Origin of the sequence: Mucilaginibacter sp. Mucisp86 (assembly GCF_047324315.1) — a bacterium.
Taxonomy (GTDB): domain Bacteria; phylum Bacteroidota; class Bacteroidia; order Sphingobacteriales; family Sphingobacteriaceae; genus Mucilaginibacter.
Map to the genome: position 1 here is coordinate 316715 of NZ_CP168503.1, position 17105 is coordinate 333819.

The window sequence follows — 17105 nt, forward strand, 5'->3', positions numbered from 1 at the left end:
CCGGATAATTAATCGGTTCAATATCCTGTTTTATCGATTCATTAACCTGGCTTATAAAATTGTTATCTTATTTTTATTGCCAACTAAAACTGTTATTTTATCGTAATTATTACCACCCGGGTTTATAACGGATATATATGACTACAAAACATTTACTGTTCACATCCAAAATTATTGGCTGCTTTTTAATAGCTTTTGCTTTTTTCGCCTGTAAAAAGGAGAAAACAACGCCTCAAACACAAATAAATCCGGTTACGCTTGGTTTATATGAATATGCTAACGGCGTAAACAAACGGATTTTTTTACCAATTACACAGGTGGGTACAAAAGCTGTGACCTATTATACTGTATTTGATACCGGCTCATCGGGCATGACGCTTGATGCCACAGATATCCTGCCGGCATCAATGATCACCTCGTCGGGTATCCAGGTTACCGGAGATTCGGTAGTGGTAAACGGCATAACAGTAACCAGTACCAAGGGAACCATAAGCTTCGGCGACCAACTAAGCTCCACCAAAGAATATGGTAATTTGGCCTATGCCAACATCACTATAGGCGATGCCCAGGGCAACCTTGCATTAAAAAGAGTGCCGTTCTTTTTATATTACAAAATAATTGACGAAACCGGCGCCAAATTACCGGCCCATGCCAGCGATGTTTTTGGTGTTGGTCCGGGTAACAGCTATGTAACCAGCCTGATTCAAAGTCCATTAAGAGCGTTTGACACAGGTAACAACCTTACAAGCGGGTTTAAACTGGCTACATTAAACAAAAGCATGTTCTCTACCAGCGGCACTTATGTAACCAACCTATTAACCATCGGCCTAAGTAACAGCGACCTTTCTTCGTCGGGATTTATCATGCACCCGCTTTCATATTCAAGCAGCGGCGGATATTCACCCAATATACCGGCAACTATCGCATATAATGGCAACACGATTTCCGGACAGATCCTGTTTGATACCGGAACCCCGTCAACTACCGTTATTGAAGACAGACTGGCAACCACCTCTGTAGGCGACCTTCCTGCAAACTCAACAGTAACTATAACTACCAACAAGGGTTTTGTTTACACGTATACAACATCAAGCACCGGTAACCTTACAGAAGTGCAAAATCCAAATAACACAGGCGATTACCGCACCATTTTCAGTCTCGACTTTTTTCTCAGCAACGAATACTTAACCGATTACAGCAACCACCAAATCGGGTTAAAAAATAATTAATGCTTTAATATGATAAGGGCAGGCAATTTACCTCTTAAAAAACCTGCCCTTTAAAAGCCTATCCATTACTTCGTCATGAAAGCTCAAGCCTATATTGATTTTGGTGCCGTTAATATTTACCATATTACCTTCAATATTGCTGATCATGCCTGTATTAACCACATAGCTTTTATGTACCTGGATAAATTTACCGGCAGGTAGTTTTTCCTGCAAACCTTTAATGGTGAGATAAACGATTAGCCTTTTATGAACAGTATACAGTGTTACATAATTGGCCATAGCTTCTATATAAACCAGCTCATCATAAAGCACCCTTTCAATTTTGCCGTCGCACTTAACATAAAAATGGTCGGCTTCGTTTTTTTCGGGCGATACCTTTTCCCTTAACGTTTTTAACTCCAATGCTTTTTGCGATGCTTTCAGAAAGCGCTCAAGCGAAAATGGTTTTACCAGGTAATCAACCACCGCCATTTCAAATCCTTCAAGTGCATACTCCCCATAAGCCGTTGTCATGATCACCATTGGCAATTTTACCGCCGAACGAAGGAATTGAAAGCCATTCATCTTAGGCATATTAACATCCAGAAATATGAGGTCGATATCCAGTTTATTGATCAGGCCTGTAGCTTTTAGCGGATTTTCGGCAGTGCCTGATAATACTAAAAAATCGGTTTCCTCAATATACTCCTGCAGCAGTTTTCGTGCTATAGGCTCATCATCTATAATAAGGCATTTAAGTATCATATATCCAGTAATACTAAATTTATTTCAAAACTATCGCCACTATCGGTTATCTCAAGCCGGTGCTTTTGGGGATAAAGAATTTCAAGCCGCCGTTTAGTATTTGCAATTCCCAGGCCTGATGAGTGCTCATCCCGACCGGGAAAACTATCCTTAGTATTATAAACCCTGAATTGCAGGTTATCCCCTTCCTGCTTCAGGCTTATATCAACCTTATTTATCCTGCTCTCATTAAATCCCACATACTTAAAGGCGTTTTCTACAAACGTTATAAATAACAGGGGCGCCACATAAATCTGCCCCTTAATATCATCCGCACATAAACTAACCACCACCATTTCGTCAATCCTTCCCTTTTGAATAGCGATGTAATTACGGATATAATTAAGCTCCTTGTTCAGGTCAATTTGTTCAACATTACATTCATATAACTGGTAACGCAGCATCTCTGAAAATACCAGCAACATATCCCGCGCATCCTTATTAGCTTTATCAATATGCCCGTATATGGAATTAATGGAGTTAAACAAAAAATGAGGATTAAATTGCGCTCTTAAAAAGTTAAGTTCATTTGTAGCCCGCTCCTTCTCAATCTGTTCAATATAAACCTGCGAACGCATTTTTTCGATTACCATTTGAGCGCCGAGAATACAAACCACCCAAAAGAGGATATTAATAAATGAATCGGCAAAAACGGAAAGCGCGTTAAACTGCATATTCAGTTTAAAAACATGAATAACAACCCACGCCGATACAGGCACTCTTAAAAGGGCGGTTATCAATATCCCGGTTAAAAAAACAAGACCAAACTTTACATATTGCTTTTTATTGAGGAGATGCGGAATTGCATAAAGCGTATTGAGGTAATAATTTGCCGATATAAACACCAGGTAACAAAACTGGATGGTTATGGCATGAGTTAACACCAGCGTACCGTTCCTGAAAATAAAGATCCAGAAAAGGTACGCCAGCAGCCAAAATGCTATATGATATACTACTTTGTTGAATTTCAATTTTCAGGATTATTTAATCAGGTTGTTATAGGTTGATTTATAAAGCAATTTACAATTAATTATTACCCGCGGCACCATCAGGAAATGCCTGCCCCTTATGACAGGTAGTACAGGAAATCACCAGTGCAGGGTTGCCTATGTTGATATGTTTAAGCTTAAAATACTTTTTGTTGATCCCAATGGTCATCCGCATCATTTGGCGTGCTATCTCTTTTTCGGGCTTCGCATCGCTTACAAAATCAAGCCCGTGACCGTCCTTTGCATTGGCATGGCAAAAACCGCAGGTTACACCAAGGCCGTCTTCAAAATCGTCGGCCATAATACTTTGCAGATCATGCGAACTTATATCCTTTGGCAATACCTTCAGGTTTTGATAATGTGCAGGTTCGGGTTTATTGGCTATTGCCTCGGTACAGGTTACCGAGGCACCTAATACCGCAATAACGCAAATCTTTCTGTTTATTTTAACATTCATAACTTCTCTAACCTTTCCTTGCTATTACACTGATTTCAACCTCAAGTTCATCAGCAATTGTGCTTGCGCCACCTATCCCAAAATCCTTCCGGTTTATTTTAAAGCCACCTTTAAAAATATAACCGTCGGCAGCAGATGTGGCCGAAAAAGGGAATGATACCTGCTTTGCCTTACCTTTTATGGTCAGTACTCCCGTTAGCTGGTACATTCCGCTTTTATTTAATCCGGCCACTTTTCCCGAAACCAACCTAATTTTGGGATAATCCTTTACGTCAAAATAATTTTCTCCGCGCAAATGCTCATCGCGCAGGCTATTATCAGTATTTACTGTTGATGCATTTATAGTTACATCAAAGCTGCAGTTAGCTATATTTTGAGGATCGAAATTGATGATCCCATCAAAGCCACTAAACCTGCCATCAACGCCAAACCCCAGGTTTTTAATTGTAAATTTCAAGTTCGATGCCTGCTCAACAGGCTTATACTGAGCTTTACTTATTTTTACCAGGCAAACCATCAGCAGCATTAACAACATCCTTTTCATATCGCACCCCGCCTTTATTGTTTCTGCCCTGTTACTTTTTCGCCTTCTATTAAAGGTGTATCAGTAATAGCAAGCGAATGATCATGTTCAACATAGTTTACACTGGTAAGCCCTAAAAAGCCACGAAGCTTTTCGGCCGGAACCTTCATCGGTCCGGGCGAAGGTGCGCTGCCTGGTGCAGGCTGAGGGAATGCCGTTGAGTTAGCTGTATGAAAAGTGATGTTCCCCTCCACCTTTTGAATAGCTTGATGGATATGGCCGCTTAACACCGATACCGATCCAAACCGTTTAAGCAGTGCCAAAGCCTGGGCGCTATCATCAGTACCCCAACCCCATTGCGGGTAAATAGCCCAAAGCGGAATATGCGCAAACACTACAATAGGCCTACTATTTGACAAGGGTTTCAAATCGTTCTCCAGCCATTTTAACTGGGCCGGCCCAATGTAACCCAGTCCTCCGTCAACATGATTGGTTACATTCACTAAACCAATAAAATGTACGCCATGCGAGTCAAAACTGTACCAGCCATCGCCTAAAGTACCTTTGCCGTAACGCTCAAGGTACAATTTGCCATTATCGGTTACATCATGTTCGCCGGGCACATAAAATATTTTTTCGGTTTTCACACTTTTTAATGATTGTTCGAGGGTATCAAACTCATCCGCCTGTGCCAGGTGCGAGAGGTCGCCGGTATGCAATACAAACGCCGGCGCGTTGGGCATACTATTTATTTTAGCGATAGCAGCATTAAGCGTACCAACAACATCGGGATTAGCAGCTTTGTTAAACCCGATATGGCTATCGCTGATCTGTACAAAACTAAAATCAGATTTAGGCACTATCAGTCCCTTTTTAAGTCCTCCGGTTGCCCTGTCAATCATCTGGCTCATGCCGTATGATTTAAGTACGCCTCCGGTCATCATCCAAAGTACACCGGTACCTGCCCAGGCCATACATTCAAGAAAACCACGGCGGTCAATCCCATCATTGCCCGCATCGTGGCTGGAGTTTTCATCAGCATGAAAGTGATTCTTCATAACGTTGTTTTTTGTGTTTTAATGAATTACAGCACTAAAAAACACAAACAGCGCCCCCTGCTAAAGTATTTTACATGAACCTGTATAAATACTTGATGAACATCAATTGCAGCACAAAAATCATAAAGGATATGATAAAGTTAAAGTGAAGTAAAATACCTGTTAAAGTTTGGGATGATTGGCATAGCAAAAGGCCGCTACAAGATTTGCAGCGGCCTTTTTATTGAAAGTTTATAGCTGATTGATTTATACGATAACCATGAATTAGTTAACGTTAATAAACGGATCCCAGCTAAAGTATCCAATAATCTGGCCATTTGAGTTGTTAACCAGCACAAACGATAAGGTATATTGAATTTTAACCTTAAGCTGAATAATTGTTCCTGAAACAGTGCTCACCTGGTTAATAAATTGCGTTGGTGTATTTACCGGCGGATTGCCTAAAGCAAGGTAAGAGTAAGCCTGGCCACATGCGTAAGATAGTGGCAGGTTAATAGCTGTCGAAGGATTAAATGAGCCGCCATACAAATATGGGGTTTGATCAAAATTATTATCAAATGAGGTAATAGCCCATTCAACGGTGTCACCGCTGTTGGCGCTGATCTGTAACTCTGAATCGCCCTGGGTACTATTGCTAACGTAGCTGTTTGGAGCAATCATTGCTACATAAACATCTGATGTACCATAAGATCCCAGGTTTGTTGGTGATCCTGCTGTGCCTGCTGAAAGGCTGCCGTCTGCTACTTGTGAAGCTAATTTTGCTGCATCTACTGCGATTAAAACATTAATTGTTGCCATGATTTTAGATGTATTTTTTCCTACTCGTTTGGCTTTTCGGTTTCGCCCCTGCAATATTTGCCTTTACAGGTAGACCCGTTTTTTTAAGTGGTAGCTGAATTCCACCTTTTTAAGCCATTAAATCCTAAGCATATGCATACAGACATATCCTGTTACACAAGTTGTGTTGATCAGTTTTTTTTGATAAACTGTAAACTACATTAGGTTCAATTGCCAAAAAATGAAATTCCCGGGTATCATTTTCAATGTAAAATTAGCAGCCGCGGGCACGCGATTCAAGCGTAGAAATACCTGATTGATATAATGCGTATAAACTCCTGATAAAACGGGGAAGAAAAAAAGAAAAATCCCAAAATGGTTGCGTGTTTGGAAATGCAACAACAAACAGCTTTAAAATGCGGAACTCCCCCGGGATAGCAACAAAGCTTGCGTATATACTATGCAAAACTTCTCCGTCAGCTTACTTCGGTTATTATTACAATAACCTTATATCACGCCCACTATTTCTTATTACATATTTCGGTAACAGCGGTGCGGCGGGTAGCAGTATAAACTATACCGTTAACCATTTCATATCCGGTTGAAACGCTCTGTGAATATCGTTTTAAAATAACCCCGGTATTGTTGTCTATAAGTATTGATCCGTTGATACGGCTATTTAAACTACTGCCTAAAACTGACGTTTTATAGGTAATAACAGTAGTTGGGCCGTTTATAGCATAAACTGTATAATTGGTTTCGGCGGATGAGGTAGCAATTTTCCAGGTATAACCTTTTTTAAGTGTAAGGCTAACCGGAAAGTCAACCATGAACTGCAGCGTGGTGCCGGGCGATAAACGCTCGGGCTGGATGCCTGCAAAAGATAGAAGTGTATCATTAATAACAACAGGGCGTTTCAAACTCAACACCTCGCCTTTGCTATTTATTGATACTATTGATTGATTATTCAGCATCTTCTGCAAACCAACCTGTATAACAGAATTTGGATCGGCCGGTTTGCCTGAATGATACACCAGGTTCTGGTTCATAGCATTTATAGTATCAATAAGCTTATCAGTAGTAATGATAAAAGAGGCACCTTTTTCAGAAGCATCGGTTACTTTGTAGCTTTTAACAACTGTAGAAACCGAACCTACATGCAAAGTTTGGCTGCCGCGTTGTAAAACACAATTTGACTTTGTAACTATCTGCCTTTGAAACTCATCTCCCTGTTTAAACTTAACCTGCGCACAGCTAGTGCCACTTGCAAAGGCTAATATTAAAACTAATATATATTTTAACTCAATTGGGGTACTTTTCATTTTGGTGTTCTTGTTATAATGCCTTTAATAATTTGACATTATGTTACCGCTACTGTTTTTTCCTGTTTGAATGGTGCTTGCCTTTCAACTTTTCGTCCTTAGCTCCGGGCGGCGATATCATTTTAAAATTCTCGCTTTCGGGCATTTCCGGGATATTCCACGGCGTTAAACTTTCCGATGGTTGTAAAAGCAGTACGGTACTTGTTATATCGGGCATTACCGGTATTGGGCCTTTAATAATATTCACCTGTCCTGATATGGTTGGTTCAACCGGCGAAGGAGGCAATTCCGGAGATTCTGGCAAAGGAAGGTCAATAACAGATGTAAATTGAAGGTCCTGAATTGTTTGCTTAGGTAAATGAGGCGTTTCAGGTGCTTCGGGTGATGGAATTTCGGATAGTCCGCTTACCCCGGCGTTAATATTAGGCTGATCGGGAGCATCGACAATTGGTGGTGTTGTACCAATGGCAGCCAGCAAAGGAGCTTCAGTTGCGGAAACAAACGGCTGCGAAACTACCGGGATATCAGTAAGCGTAAGCACAACAGGCTTAGCCACCGAACCATTCCCCTGTGGTGTATTACCTTTATTTATTGTGCCGGGTGTTAACGGAGGAGGCACGTTCCAATCCGACTGATTACTTCTATTTTGAGCTACAGCCTGATATGCACAGCTCCAAACAACTAATAACCACACAAGGCCCGGTATTAATTTATTGCGTTGCCGGTTTTTCTTCTTTTTTTGGACGATGTATGACATTTCCATTTTTTTATCTTTCTGCAGAAAGCGATTGTTTTGAAAACAACCAGTCAGTTTTTATTGATGAATGATATCTTATTATTTTAATCTTTATTGATAAACCCTGGGTAAAACACCCGCTGTATTTGGTTCACCATTTATACATGCAAATCGCTAATAAAGTTAATCCTTTTTATGAATTTGCTTCGTATACCTTTCGATATACCTTATCTGTATGGTACAAAAATAACACATCTGAATAGTATACCTTTTTAATATTCATTTGTAAAACTACGCTTTATCATTGTACACTAAAATACCAACTGCTTTGTATTGTGTGCATTTCTGCTGCTCCCTAAAATTGTACTATTAAACGCAACGATGAAATAAATATAACCAATGCCATTAATGGTTTTGAAACATATCAATTCATCGTGCTTCACCTAAATTAAAAGATCATGGAAAGCAATTTAAATTACCTGGTGGGCTTCATTTCCTTAATTTTTATGGGATTATCAGCCATGTACAAAATTAAACTCAACAAATTGCAGGGAACAGGCCGTATACCCAGCATCATCAGCGCCCGGCAACGGCAAATTTTGTTCCTGATGTTATCGGTATTATCGGCTTTAATCATACTCGTTGCCTGATTTGTAAAACACATTTAACAGGTAACCACCTTAAAAATCGTGGCTTTTGCTGATAAACATCAAATTACTATCTTTAACCGGGACCAAAACCCCGGGTATGAAATACTTTTTGTTTCTTCTGCTTATTGGGGCTGTAGTTCCGTGTTACGGTCAAAATATTGACAGTTTAAAAAAGATTGTCTTCAGCAATTCACCGGCGCAAAACCGTTTAACAGCCGCTACCCGGGTAGCCACCTACCCTGTTGAACAAAACCCCGCTAAAATTATCACCATTGCAAAAGAGGGCTTGACCTTAGCCTATAACTTAAAGCGTAATGAGGCAATTACCCTGCTGTCTCAAGCTTTGGGAAAATGTTACTATCAAACTAACCAATACGATTCCGCGGCATATTACTATAATATTGCCGCGGTTATACTCAATAAAACAAATCAGCAGGATATTTTAACGGATGATTACCGCAGGCTGGCGAAGGGTTACTTCAAAATAAAAAGCTACGATAAAGCCATTGAGTTTAACAACATTGCCATTTCGTATGCCCCCCAAACAGGTGATCGTACTGCGCTAACAGAAGCCTTAAACCAGGGCGGAACATTTTATGAAGCAAAAAACAATTACCAGCAAGCCTTAAATTATTACAGGCAGGCCTTTGATATAAAAGACTCCTTAAACCTTGCCCGGCAAACAAACGGAAATACTTCTGAAACTTACAGCCACCAATTTATGGGGGATGTTATGGGAAGTATCAAACAAAGCCAATCGGAGGAGGAAATTATAAAAACCATCGATATCAAAAAGTCGTTAAATGACACCCTTGCACTCTCAATTAATTACTTTAACCTCGGCGTATTGTATAAAAACAAACGGCTTTATACACAATCGCTCGATGCTTTAAAAAACAGCCTTCAGTTTGCTACCCAGATAAATTATGCCGACATGCAAAGAAGCGCTACAAATGAAATAGCTGATTTGTATGAACAGATGGGGGATTATAAACAATCATTGATTTATTTAAAAAGGCATGCCTCCGTTAAAACCTCGGGTAGTAGTACGATTGATGAGTTACAGGCAAAATACGAAATAAAACAGCGTGAAGACCAGGTACTGCAACAACAGTTTGAAATAACAAAACGTAATTACTGGATGGCAGGTATCTGTATTTTCATTTTATTGATGTTGTTTGGAGGCTTCTTTTATTACAAGCAAAATAAGTTGAAACAGCAAAACACGGCCATGCAAGCTATAATTGCGACCGAAGAAAGTGAAAGACAAAGAATTGCCCAGGATTTGCATGACAGCGTAAGCCAAATAATATCAGCGGCCAAAATCAACCTGGCGGTTATAGGAAGCGAATTGCATTTTGTAAATGAAGATCAAAGAATCCGTTTTGAAAAGGTAATTAATCTTGTTGACTGCGGTTTTAAAGAAGTAAGAACAATATCACACAACATGATGCCCTGGGCCCTTCATAAAACTGGGTTAGCGCAGGTAATCAAACAATTTATTGAAAATATAAAGAACGATAATATCATCATAAACTTTTTTAGCAGTGGCTTCGATTCGCCATTTAATGACACTATCGAGATTATTTTGTACCGGGTATTACAGGAAAGTGTAAACAATGTGATGAAGCACGCCTGTGCTAACAGACTTGATATTTCGCTCATAAGAGGCGAAGAAAGCATCAGCCTTACAATTGAAGACAACGGCCGGGGCTTTGACACAACCAACCCTGACATTTTTAAAGGAATGGGCTTAAACAACCTCCGGTCGCGGATAAATTTCCTAAAGGGCAAAGTTGAATTTGATTCGCAGCTTAACAGGGGCACCCTTGTATCAATTTACATTCCGCTTGCTAATAAACCCTTATAAGTTATATTGCATGATAAACCGGGTAAGTTCTACAGGATTTTTCAGGTTAAGTTTTTGCATAATGTTTTTACGGTGAGTTTCAACGGTATAAATACTCAGGTGAAGATGCTCGGCCATTTGCTGGTTGGTAAAATTTTGTTTTATAAATTGCAAAAGCTCAGTTTCCCTTTTTGTGAGCTGAAATTGCTTTAAAAAAGGATCCGCCTCATTAGGCATAGTATTAACGGCAACCTGCTTACCTGGAAAACACCGTTGCCCCTGCCCTACAGCGCGCATTACCTGCAATAGCTCCGCCTTCTCCACATTTTTAAACAGGTAGCCATCGGCTCCCTCAATTTTTGCCTTTTCAATCAGATGCTCTTCATTATAGGTTGAAAGCATGATTACTTTAATTTTAGGATAGTAATCCTTTATTCGTTTAAGCACTTCAAACCCGTTTATACCGGGCATATTGATATCGAGCAATACCAGGTTAGGGGTGTGGGTATGCAGTAAATGCAACATTTCCTTTCCATTAGCGGCAATGCTTATAACCTCAATATCCGGTTCGCCCTGCAATAACATATACAAGCCGTTTATAAATAAAGTATGATCATCTGCTATTATTACTGATAGTTTTTCCACGACATTTTTAACTTATAAATTCACTATAAAGCTATACTTTATCTTTATTTCAAAAAATACCAACTGCTTTGTATTGTACACATTAATACCGGTGCATAAAATTGTTCATTGTAAATCAGCAGGAAAAAACTAATTCTACGGCTATTTATATGCCAGACTACTGATTGCAGCTATAACCAATGTACCCGGAACCTGTTAACTTCAAAAGTGATGCAATTCTTTATTAGTACTTTTTCAATAATGCTGATTTGTATAATCGCACTACTGCAAAACAAAGCTTATAACGACGGTATAGTTTTATCAAGGCCTCAAAACAAGCGCCCTTATTTAAAAAGAAACCAGTTAGCCCCATGTAATTATGTTCCACACAATATTGCAAAGCTGCCTGCCGGACTTATCATCGATAAAAATGAGTCGCAAACAGAAGTGTTTGCTGCACTATTGACAGATAAGTTGGCCAATCCTTCAACTTTAAACAATCCTGCAGCAACACTCATCAAAGCAAGGCCAACAGAACATTTAAATACTAAAAAGAATCCCAGGAATGAAAATTGGTGCTGTTTTCAATGCGGAATAAACATACTTGCCCCTACCATCTATATTTCAGGTAATATTTTACCAGGCGTCAGGATAAATAGTTAACGGCTTTTGCCATATGTCTTGCCCTATGCGCAAATGCCGAAATAACCTAGACAAATAGATTTTCAAACATTTTCGATTAAAAAACTTTCGAAATCCTGATCAGGGCAAAAAAAATCAATTACTTTTTCATAAAATAAAATACAAAAAATCATAGTCGACCATTATTATTTTGCCTGAATATGTCATCAAAGAAATAAATCATTGCCAGGAATAATAATCCTATGTCACGACAAAGATCATAACATAATGATAAACAAGAATTTAAATATAAATCACATTAACATAGATATTAATGATAAAAGGTTTTACCAAAAAATTATTCATTTCGACCCGCTGTAACTTTTTTTTACAAAAAAATATTATTATTTTTAAAAGCCGAAATAATCAAACTTTTGTTAGACACGTATTTAACAAAAATTGGATTAAAAAGCTTCATTTTTTAAGCTTATTACTCAATTATTTTCGATAATGCGGTATTTATCCGAGATATTGCGTCTTTTTTACCTATATCCTACCTTCACAAATCCCAAAAACTAAAATTCATATAAAATTTACATGAATTTTATATGAAGAATCTAAAAAAATCGACTTTTTATCGATATTGAAACAACGTTTTATCATTTTTTTTATCAATATTTAAATATACATTTGAAATATTAAACTTTTTTCAACTTTTTTTTCATTTTATTACAAAAATTGTAGTTTTGGGTATTAACTAAAACTGATTTTTTAACAATGAAAAAACTCCTACTCGCAAGCTGGTGTTTGTTCATGCTATTTATTAGTGTGGTACATGCACAAAACAAAACGGTTACCGGCCGGGTAACTTCAAAAGACGATGGACTACCGCTGCCAGGCGTGTCCGTGAGAGTTGTAGGTACCACACTGGGTACGCAAACAAATGCAGATGGTAAATTCTCGTTATCTGTTCCTTCATCTGCCAAATCATTAAGCTTTAGCTTTATTGGTTATACTTCCTCAACAGTCGAAATTACTTCGGCTCCCCTGGATGTTAAACTGACCAGCAGCGCCAACAAATTATCTGAGGTGGTAATTACCGGTGCCTACGGTACCAAACAATCATCACGTTCGGCTTCTTACGCAGCGCAGGTTGTAAAGTCAGATGCATTGAATACCATCCGCCAGCCTAACGTTAATAACGCGCTGGCCGGTAAGGTAGCCGGTGTTCAGGTACGTAGCCAGTCGGCTGCAGCACTGGGCCGTAATACCAACATCAGGCTTCGTGGTGCTACAGGTTTCGGCAGCGGCAACAACCCTTTATATGTTGTTGACGGTACCATAATGCCAAACGCCGACGATTTGAGCAATGATGACATCGACAACATCAGTATCCTGAACGGACCTGCCGCATCTGCACAGTTTGGCTCACAAGGTGCTTATGGTGCTATCGTTATTTCGACTAAAAAAGGTAAAAAAACAAAAGGTGTTGGTGTTGAGCTAAACCTTGGCGCCAATTTCGACAAGGCTTACATCCTGCCTAACTACCAAAACAGCTATGGCGGTGGCGCTTCTGCCGATTTTATCCAATACCACTGGAAAGATGGTGACCCTGAAGGATGGAAAGCTTTAGATGGCAAATACTACCCGGATTACACTGACGACAGCAGCTGGGGCCCTAAAATGGTTGGCCAGGAATATATTCCATGGTATGCATGGGCTGCGGGTACCAAATACTCGTTCAAAACTGCAAAATGGACTCCGCAGCCAGATAACGCCAAGGACTTTTTCCGTACCGGCGTTGCCTTAAACAACAGTGTGGCATTCACTAAAGCCGCCGATGATTATAATATCAGGATGTCTTACAACAACCAGCACACTACAGGTATAGTACCTGAAACCTGGTTAAACAAAAACAACTTCACCTTAAACGCTAACTTCGATCTTAACAAACACCTCACTGCAGGTGCAAGCATCAACTTTTCAGGCACGCAACTTCATGGCCAGATCAGTGATGCTTACGCAAGTGCTTCAAGCGGCTCGTTCAATTCATGGTTTCACCGTGATTTGGATATGGGTATCATGAAAGAACTACAAGATCTGAAATCTCCTGACGGTACTTATGTTAGCTGGAATCACCAGAACCCTAACTCATACGATCCGTCAAACCCGGGCTCGTTTTATGCAGGTAACTACTGGTATAACCCATATTTATGGCAAAAACAATGGCAAAACCTTAACACCCGCGATCGTTTGTATGGAAACATCTACTTACAATACAAAATCAATAACGATTTAAGCTTTAAGGTTACCTATCGCCGCAACCAAACCAACACCTGGAACGAAGGCAAAGTCTCGTCTGAAATACAGGCAAGCGGTACTCAAACAGGTCAAAAAGCAGGTTATGGTACTTCAACATCATACTCAAACCGTGAAAACTACGAAACCTTGATTAACTATGATAAGCAGATCAAAGATTTCCACCTGAATGTTAACGCCGGTAGCGATTTTTATAACTGGAGTTATAAAGACAACGGCGCAAATACCAACAACGGCTTAAGTGTTCCGGATTTGTACACTTTGGCGAACTCTGTCGACCCTATCAGTGCCAGCAATACCAGGATCCAGGAGCAATACCGCGCGGTATTTGCAAAAGCTTCTGCCAATTACAAAAGGATTGTATATGCTGATGCAACTTTGCGTAACGACTGGTTCTCAACCATCTCTACAATAAACAATGCAAACTCAGTATTATCAAAATCATTCGGTGGTTCATTCGTATTCAGCGAAGTATTGCCTGAATTTAAAGACTGGTTAAGCTATGGTAAAGTTAGGGGTTCATGGGGCCAGGTACCCTTGGCTTTAGGTACTTCAACCGAAACATTTGGTGCTTACAGAAATAACACCCTTTATGGTATCGCAGCAAACAAATGGAATGGAGCTTTATTGCAAGGCGGCCCAACACAGTTTGTTGACCCCGCATTACATGGAACCACTACCACTTCAAAAGAAGTTGGTTTAGACTTAGGCTTCTTTAACGACCGTTTAACTTTTGGTGCTACTTATTGGGCTGCTGATGATAAAGACATTCCGTTGGGCTTGGCAGTTAACGCCGCCAGTGGTGTTTCATCTATCTTAACCAACGTAGGTTTGATTAAAAGAAGAGGTTTAGAGATCACCGCCAGCGGTACTCCTATCAAATTGCCAAACTTTAGCTGGACAATCAACACCAACTTTGCGCAACTATTGGACAATACCGTTGTTGAAATCAGCAACAAATATGGTGTTGACCGTGTACAGGTTGCCGGTGTATGGGGTACAGACATGCCTTACCTGATTAACCAAAAAGGCAAATGGTGGGGTCAGATCTACGGTAACGGTATTAAACGTAACTCGGCCGGTATCCCGATCTTAACTTCATCTGGTGCCTACATCAACGATCCTAACGTATATTTCGGAAGTGCATTGCCTAAATATACCGGTGGTTTACAAAACACCTTCACTTTGTTTAAAGACTTTGTGCTGAGCGCAAATATCGATTATCAGTTCGGCGGCAAATTCGTGTCATTATCAAACCGTTGGGGCCAGTATAGCGGCTTAACAGCTAATACTGCTGCACTTAATGATAAAGGCATGTCGGTACGTGACCCTGTTGCTGATGGTGGCGGTGTTAAAGTTACCGGTGTTGATGCCGACAATAAACCTGTTACCTACTACGTTGACGCAAAATCATACTACCAGGGTTTAACAAACAACAAAACTTACGATCCCTATATCTACGACTTAACCTTTATCAAACTTCGTGAAGTTGCCGTAGGTTACAACCTTCCGATCAAAAAATGGGGTTTAGGAAATGTTTTCCAATCTGCAAGGATTGATTTAACAGGCCGTAACTTATTGTTGATATATGCTAAATCGAAAGACTTCGACCCGTCTGAGATTAGTGCAACAGAGGGTGAAACTGCTCAATATCCGGGCACCAGAGGTATCGGTTTCAACTTAAAAGTAACATTCTAAGCGATTAAGGATTATTAGATCAAGAACAAAATGAAAAAGATATATCTATATACATTAGCAGGCGCGTTTACCTTTTTAAGCGCGGGCTGCAATAAGCTAAAGGATTTTGGCGACGTAAACAACAATCCGGCTGCAACAGTTACACCTATCCCTTCGGCCTTGTTATCAAACGTCGAAGCAGGTTTAGGCGGCTATGCATCAACAGGTACCGAGGCGATAAGCGGCGGCCAGTATGCTCAGTATTTTACCGAAACACAGTATTCAGGAACGTCATTGTACAACCTGCCGCAAAACTCTTTTACCGGCAACTACGCCGGTAACCTTAATAACCTGCAGTTGATCATTAACCAAAACCCCAATAAAAACATGGTTAATGTTGCTAAAATATTGCAGCAGTATATTTTTTGGATAGTGACTGACTCATGGGGCGATGTTCCTTACAGCGAGGCACTGAAAGGATCATCCAACATATTGCCTAAATACGATACCCAGCAAGATATTTATAAAGGTATCATTACTACTTTAACAGCAGCTATAAACTCATTTGATGCATCAGCAATAAGCGGCGATATCATTTACGGTGGTGATGTTGCATCATGGAAAAGAATGGCCAACTCGCTTAAGCTGCTTGTTGCCATTCAAATGTCGAAAACAACTGAAACCAGCATTGCATCTGCTGCGGCGAAAGAAGCTGTTGCATCAGGTGTTATAGTTAGCACAGATCAAAATTTCATCCTAAAATACCCTGGTGGCAATTACAAAAGTGCATGGTGGAACCTGTATAACGGACGTAAGGATTTTGCAGAATCAAAAACCCTTACCGATTATACTGCAAGCACCAGCGATCCGCGTCAGGCAGCGTTTGGCGGCGAAAGTGAGCAGGCGGGTAATGTTACTACATCAAGTATCGGTGTACCTTACGGTTTAGCCCGCTTAGCTGTAACAGCTTTTACTGATGCCAATCCAAAATGGGCCCGTGTTTTACGCGGTGACTTTAGGCTTGAAAACGGGTCAGTAACCCTGATCACCGCTTCTGAGATATGGCTGGCAAGAGCCGAAGGTGTAACCTTAGGCTGGCTTACCGATGAAACAGCAGCTAATGATTTTCAGACCGGTATAGGTGAATCATTCGTACAGTGGGGGCTAACATCTGCCGCCGGTAAAACTTTCGCGCAGAGCTTAGGCACACCTAACATCCAACTAATTTCAACTCAGCGCTGGGTAGCAAGTTATCCTGATGGCCATATGGCCTGGGATATATGGAGGAAAAGCGGCTACCCTGTGCTTAAACCTGCCCCTGATGCAACAAACTCTTCTAAAGAGATTGTAAGAAGGTTTGTGTACGCCACTTCGGAGTATAACACCAACGGTAAAAACGTGGCCGCCGCAGTAGCCAGGTTAAGTGGTGGTGACAGCCAGGATTCGCGCGTATGGTGGGACGTTAAGTAATTAATTAAAATTAACACACAA

Annotated in this window: 15 protein-coding genes; 6 read left to right on the forward strand and 9 right to left on the reverse strand. The window is 40.3% G+C overall.

The genetic code is table 11. From position 1 onward, the window contains the following. Nucleotides 1–137: 137 nt before the first annotated feature. Nucleotides 138–1229, forward strand: a complete 1092-nt coding sequence (locus tag ACEN9X_RS01250) for a hypothetical protein (RefSeq protein WP_413668678.1) — start codon at nt 138–140, stop codon at nt 1227–1229. A 27-nt stretch (nt 1230–1256) separates the two neighbouring features. Here ACEN9X_RS01250 and ACEN9X_RS01255 read toward each other — a convergent pair whose 3' ends face one another. From ACEN9X_RS01255 to ACEN9X_RS01290, 8 genes are all read right to left on the reverse strand, one after another. After that, nucleotides 1257–1973 (reverse strand): LytR/AlgR family response regulator transcription factor, encoded by a 717-nt coding sequence (locus ACEN9X_RS01255; RefSeq protein WP_413668679.1) that lies wholly within the window; start codon nt 1971–1973, stop codon nt 1257–1259. Then, nucleotides 1970–2983: a sensor histidine kinase gene (locus ACEN9X_RS01260; protein WP_413668680.1), complete on the reverse strand. Its 1014-nt coding sequence runs from the start codon at nt 2981–2983 to the stop codon at nt 1970–1972. Before ACEN9X_RS01260 ends, ACEN9X_RS01255 begins: the two co-directional genes overlap by 4 nt. Nucleotides 2984–3038: 55 nt before the next feature. Then, the gene (locus ACEN9X_RS01265) at nt 3039–3458 is read right to left on the reverse strand and encodes a c-type cytochrome (protein WP_413668681.1); all 420 of its coding nucleotides are present in this window, start codon (nt 3456–3458) and stop codon (nt 3039–3041) included. Nucleotides 3459–3465: 7 nt separating this feature from the next. Beyond that, on the reverse strand, nt 3466–4002 hold the full coding sequence (locus ACEN9X_RS01270) for a YceI family protein (protein WP_413668682.1): 537 nt from the start codon (nt 4000–4002) through the stop codon (nt 3466–3468). 14 nt (nt 4003–4016) lie between these two features. Then, entirely contained in the window at nt 4017–5039 is a 1023-nt protein-coding gene (locus ACEN9X_RS01275) for a metallophosphoesterase family protein (RefSeq protein WP_413668683.1), read from the reverse strand. A gap of 264 nt (nt 5040–5303) precedes the next feature. Beyond that, nucleotides 5304–5837 carry an AidA/PixA family protein gene (locus ACEN9X_RS01280; protein ID WP_413668684.1) on the reverse strand — a complete coding sequence of 178 codons (534 nt, stop codon included), beginning with the start codon at nt 5835–5837 and terminating at the stop codon, nt 5304–5306. 500 nt (nt 5838–6337) lie between these two features. Beyond that, nucleotides 6338–7138 (reverse strand): hypothetical protein, encoded by an 801-nt coding sequence (locus ACEN9X_RS01285; RefSeq protein ID WP_413668685.1) that lies wholly within the window; start codon nt 7136–7138, stop codon nt 6338–6340. 49 nt (nt 7139–7187) lie between these two features. Next, a complete protein-coding gene (locus tag ACEN9X_RS01290) occupies nt 7188–7895 on the reverse strand; it encodes a hypothetical protein (protein ID WP_413668686.1) in 708 nt (235 codons plus the stop codon). Nucleotides 7896–8332: 437 nt separating this feature from the next. Between ACEN9X_RS01290 and ACEN9X_RS01295 the strand changes: the two genes are divergently transcribed. Beyond that, on the forward strand, nt 8333–8524 hold the full coding sequence (locus ACEN9X_RS01295) for a hypothetical protein (protein ID WP_413668687.1): 192 nt from the start codon (nt 8333–8335) through the stop codon (nt 8522–8524). A 97-nt stretch (nt 8525–8621) separates the two neighbouring features. Further along, complete coding sequence (locus ACEN9X_RS01300) at nt 8622–10394, forward strand: ATP-binding protein (protein ID WP_413668688.1); 1773 nt, start codon at nt 8622–8624, stop codon at nt 10392–10394. Here the strand turns inward: ACEN9X_RS01300 and ACEN9X_RS01305 are convergent. Beyond that, nucleotides 10389–11018: a response regulator gene (locus ACEN9X_RS01305; RefSeq protein WP_413668689.1), complete on the reverse strand. Its 630-nt coding sequence runs from the start codon at nt 11016–11018 to the stop codon at nt 10389–10391. The two genes, ACEN9X_RS01300 and ACEN9X_RS01305, sit on opposite strands and share 6 nt — an antisense overlap. A gap of 210 nt (nt 11019–11228) precedes the next feature. Between ACEN9X_RS01305 and ACEN9X_RS01310 the strand changes: the two genes are divergently transcribed. From ACEN9X_RS01310 to ACEN9X_RS01320, 3 genes are all read left to right on the forward strand, one after another. Beyond that, nucleotides 11229–11660: a hypothetical protein gene (locus ACEN9X_RS01310; RefSeq protein WP_413668690.1), complete on the forward strand. Its 432-nt coding sequence runs from the start codon at nt 11229–11231 to the stop codon at nt 11658–11660. Nucleotides 11661–12395: 735 nt separating this feature from the next. After that, complete coding sequence (locus ACEN9X_RS01315; RefSeq protein ID WP_413668691.1) at nt 12396–15635, forward strand: SusC/RagA family TonB-linked outer membrane protein; 3240 nt, start codon at nt 12396–12398, stop codon at nt 15633–15635. A gap of 30 nt (nt 15636–15665) precedes the next feature. Beyond that, the gene (locus ACEN9X_RS01320) at nt 15666–17084 is read left to right on the forward strand and encodes a SusD/RagB family nutrient-binding outer membrane lipoprotein (RefSeq protein WP_413668692.1); all 1419 of its coding nucleotides are present in this window, start codon (nt 15666–15668) and stop codon (nt 17082–17084) included. Nucleotides 17085–17105 lie beyond the last annotated feature (21 nt).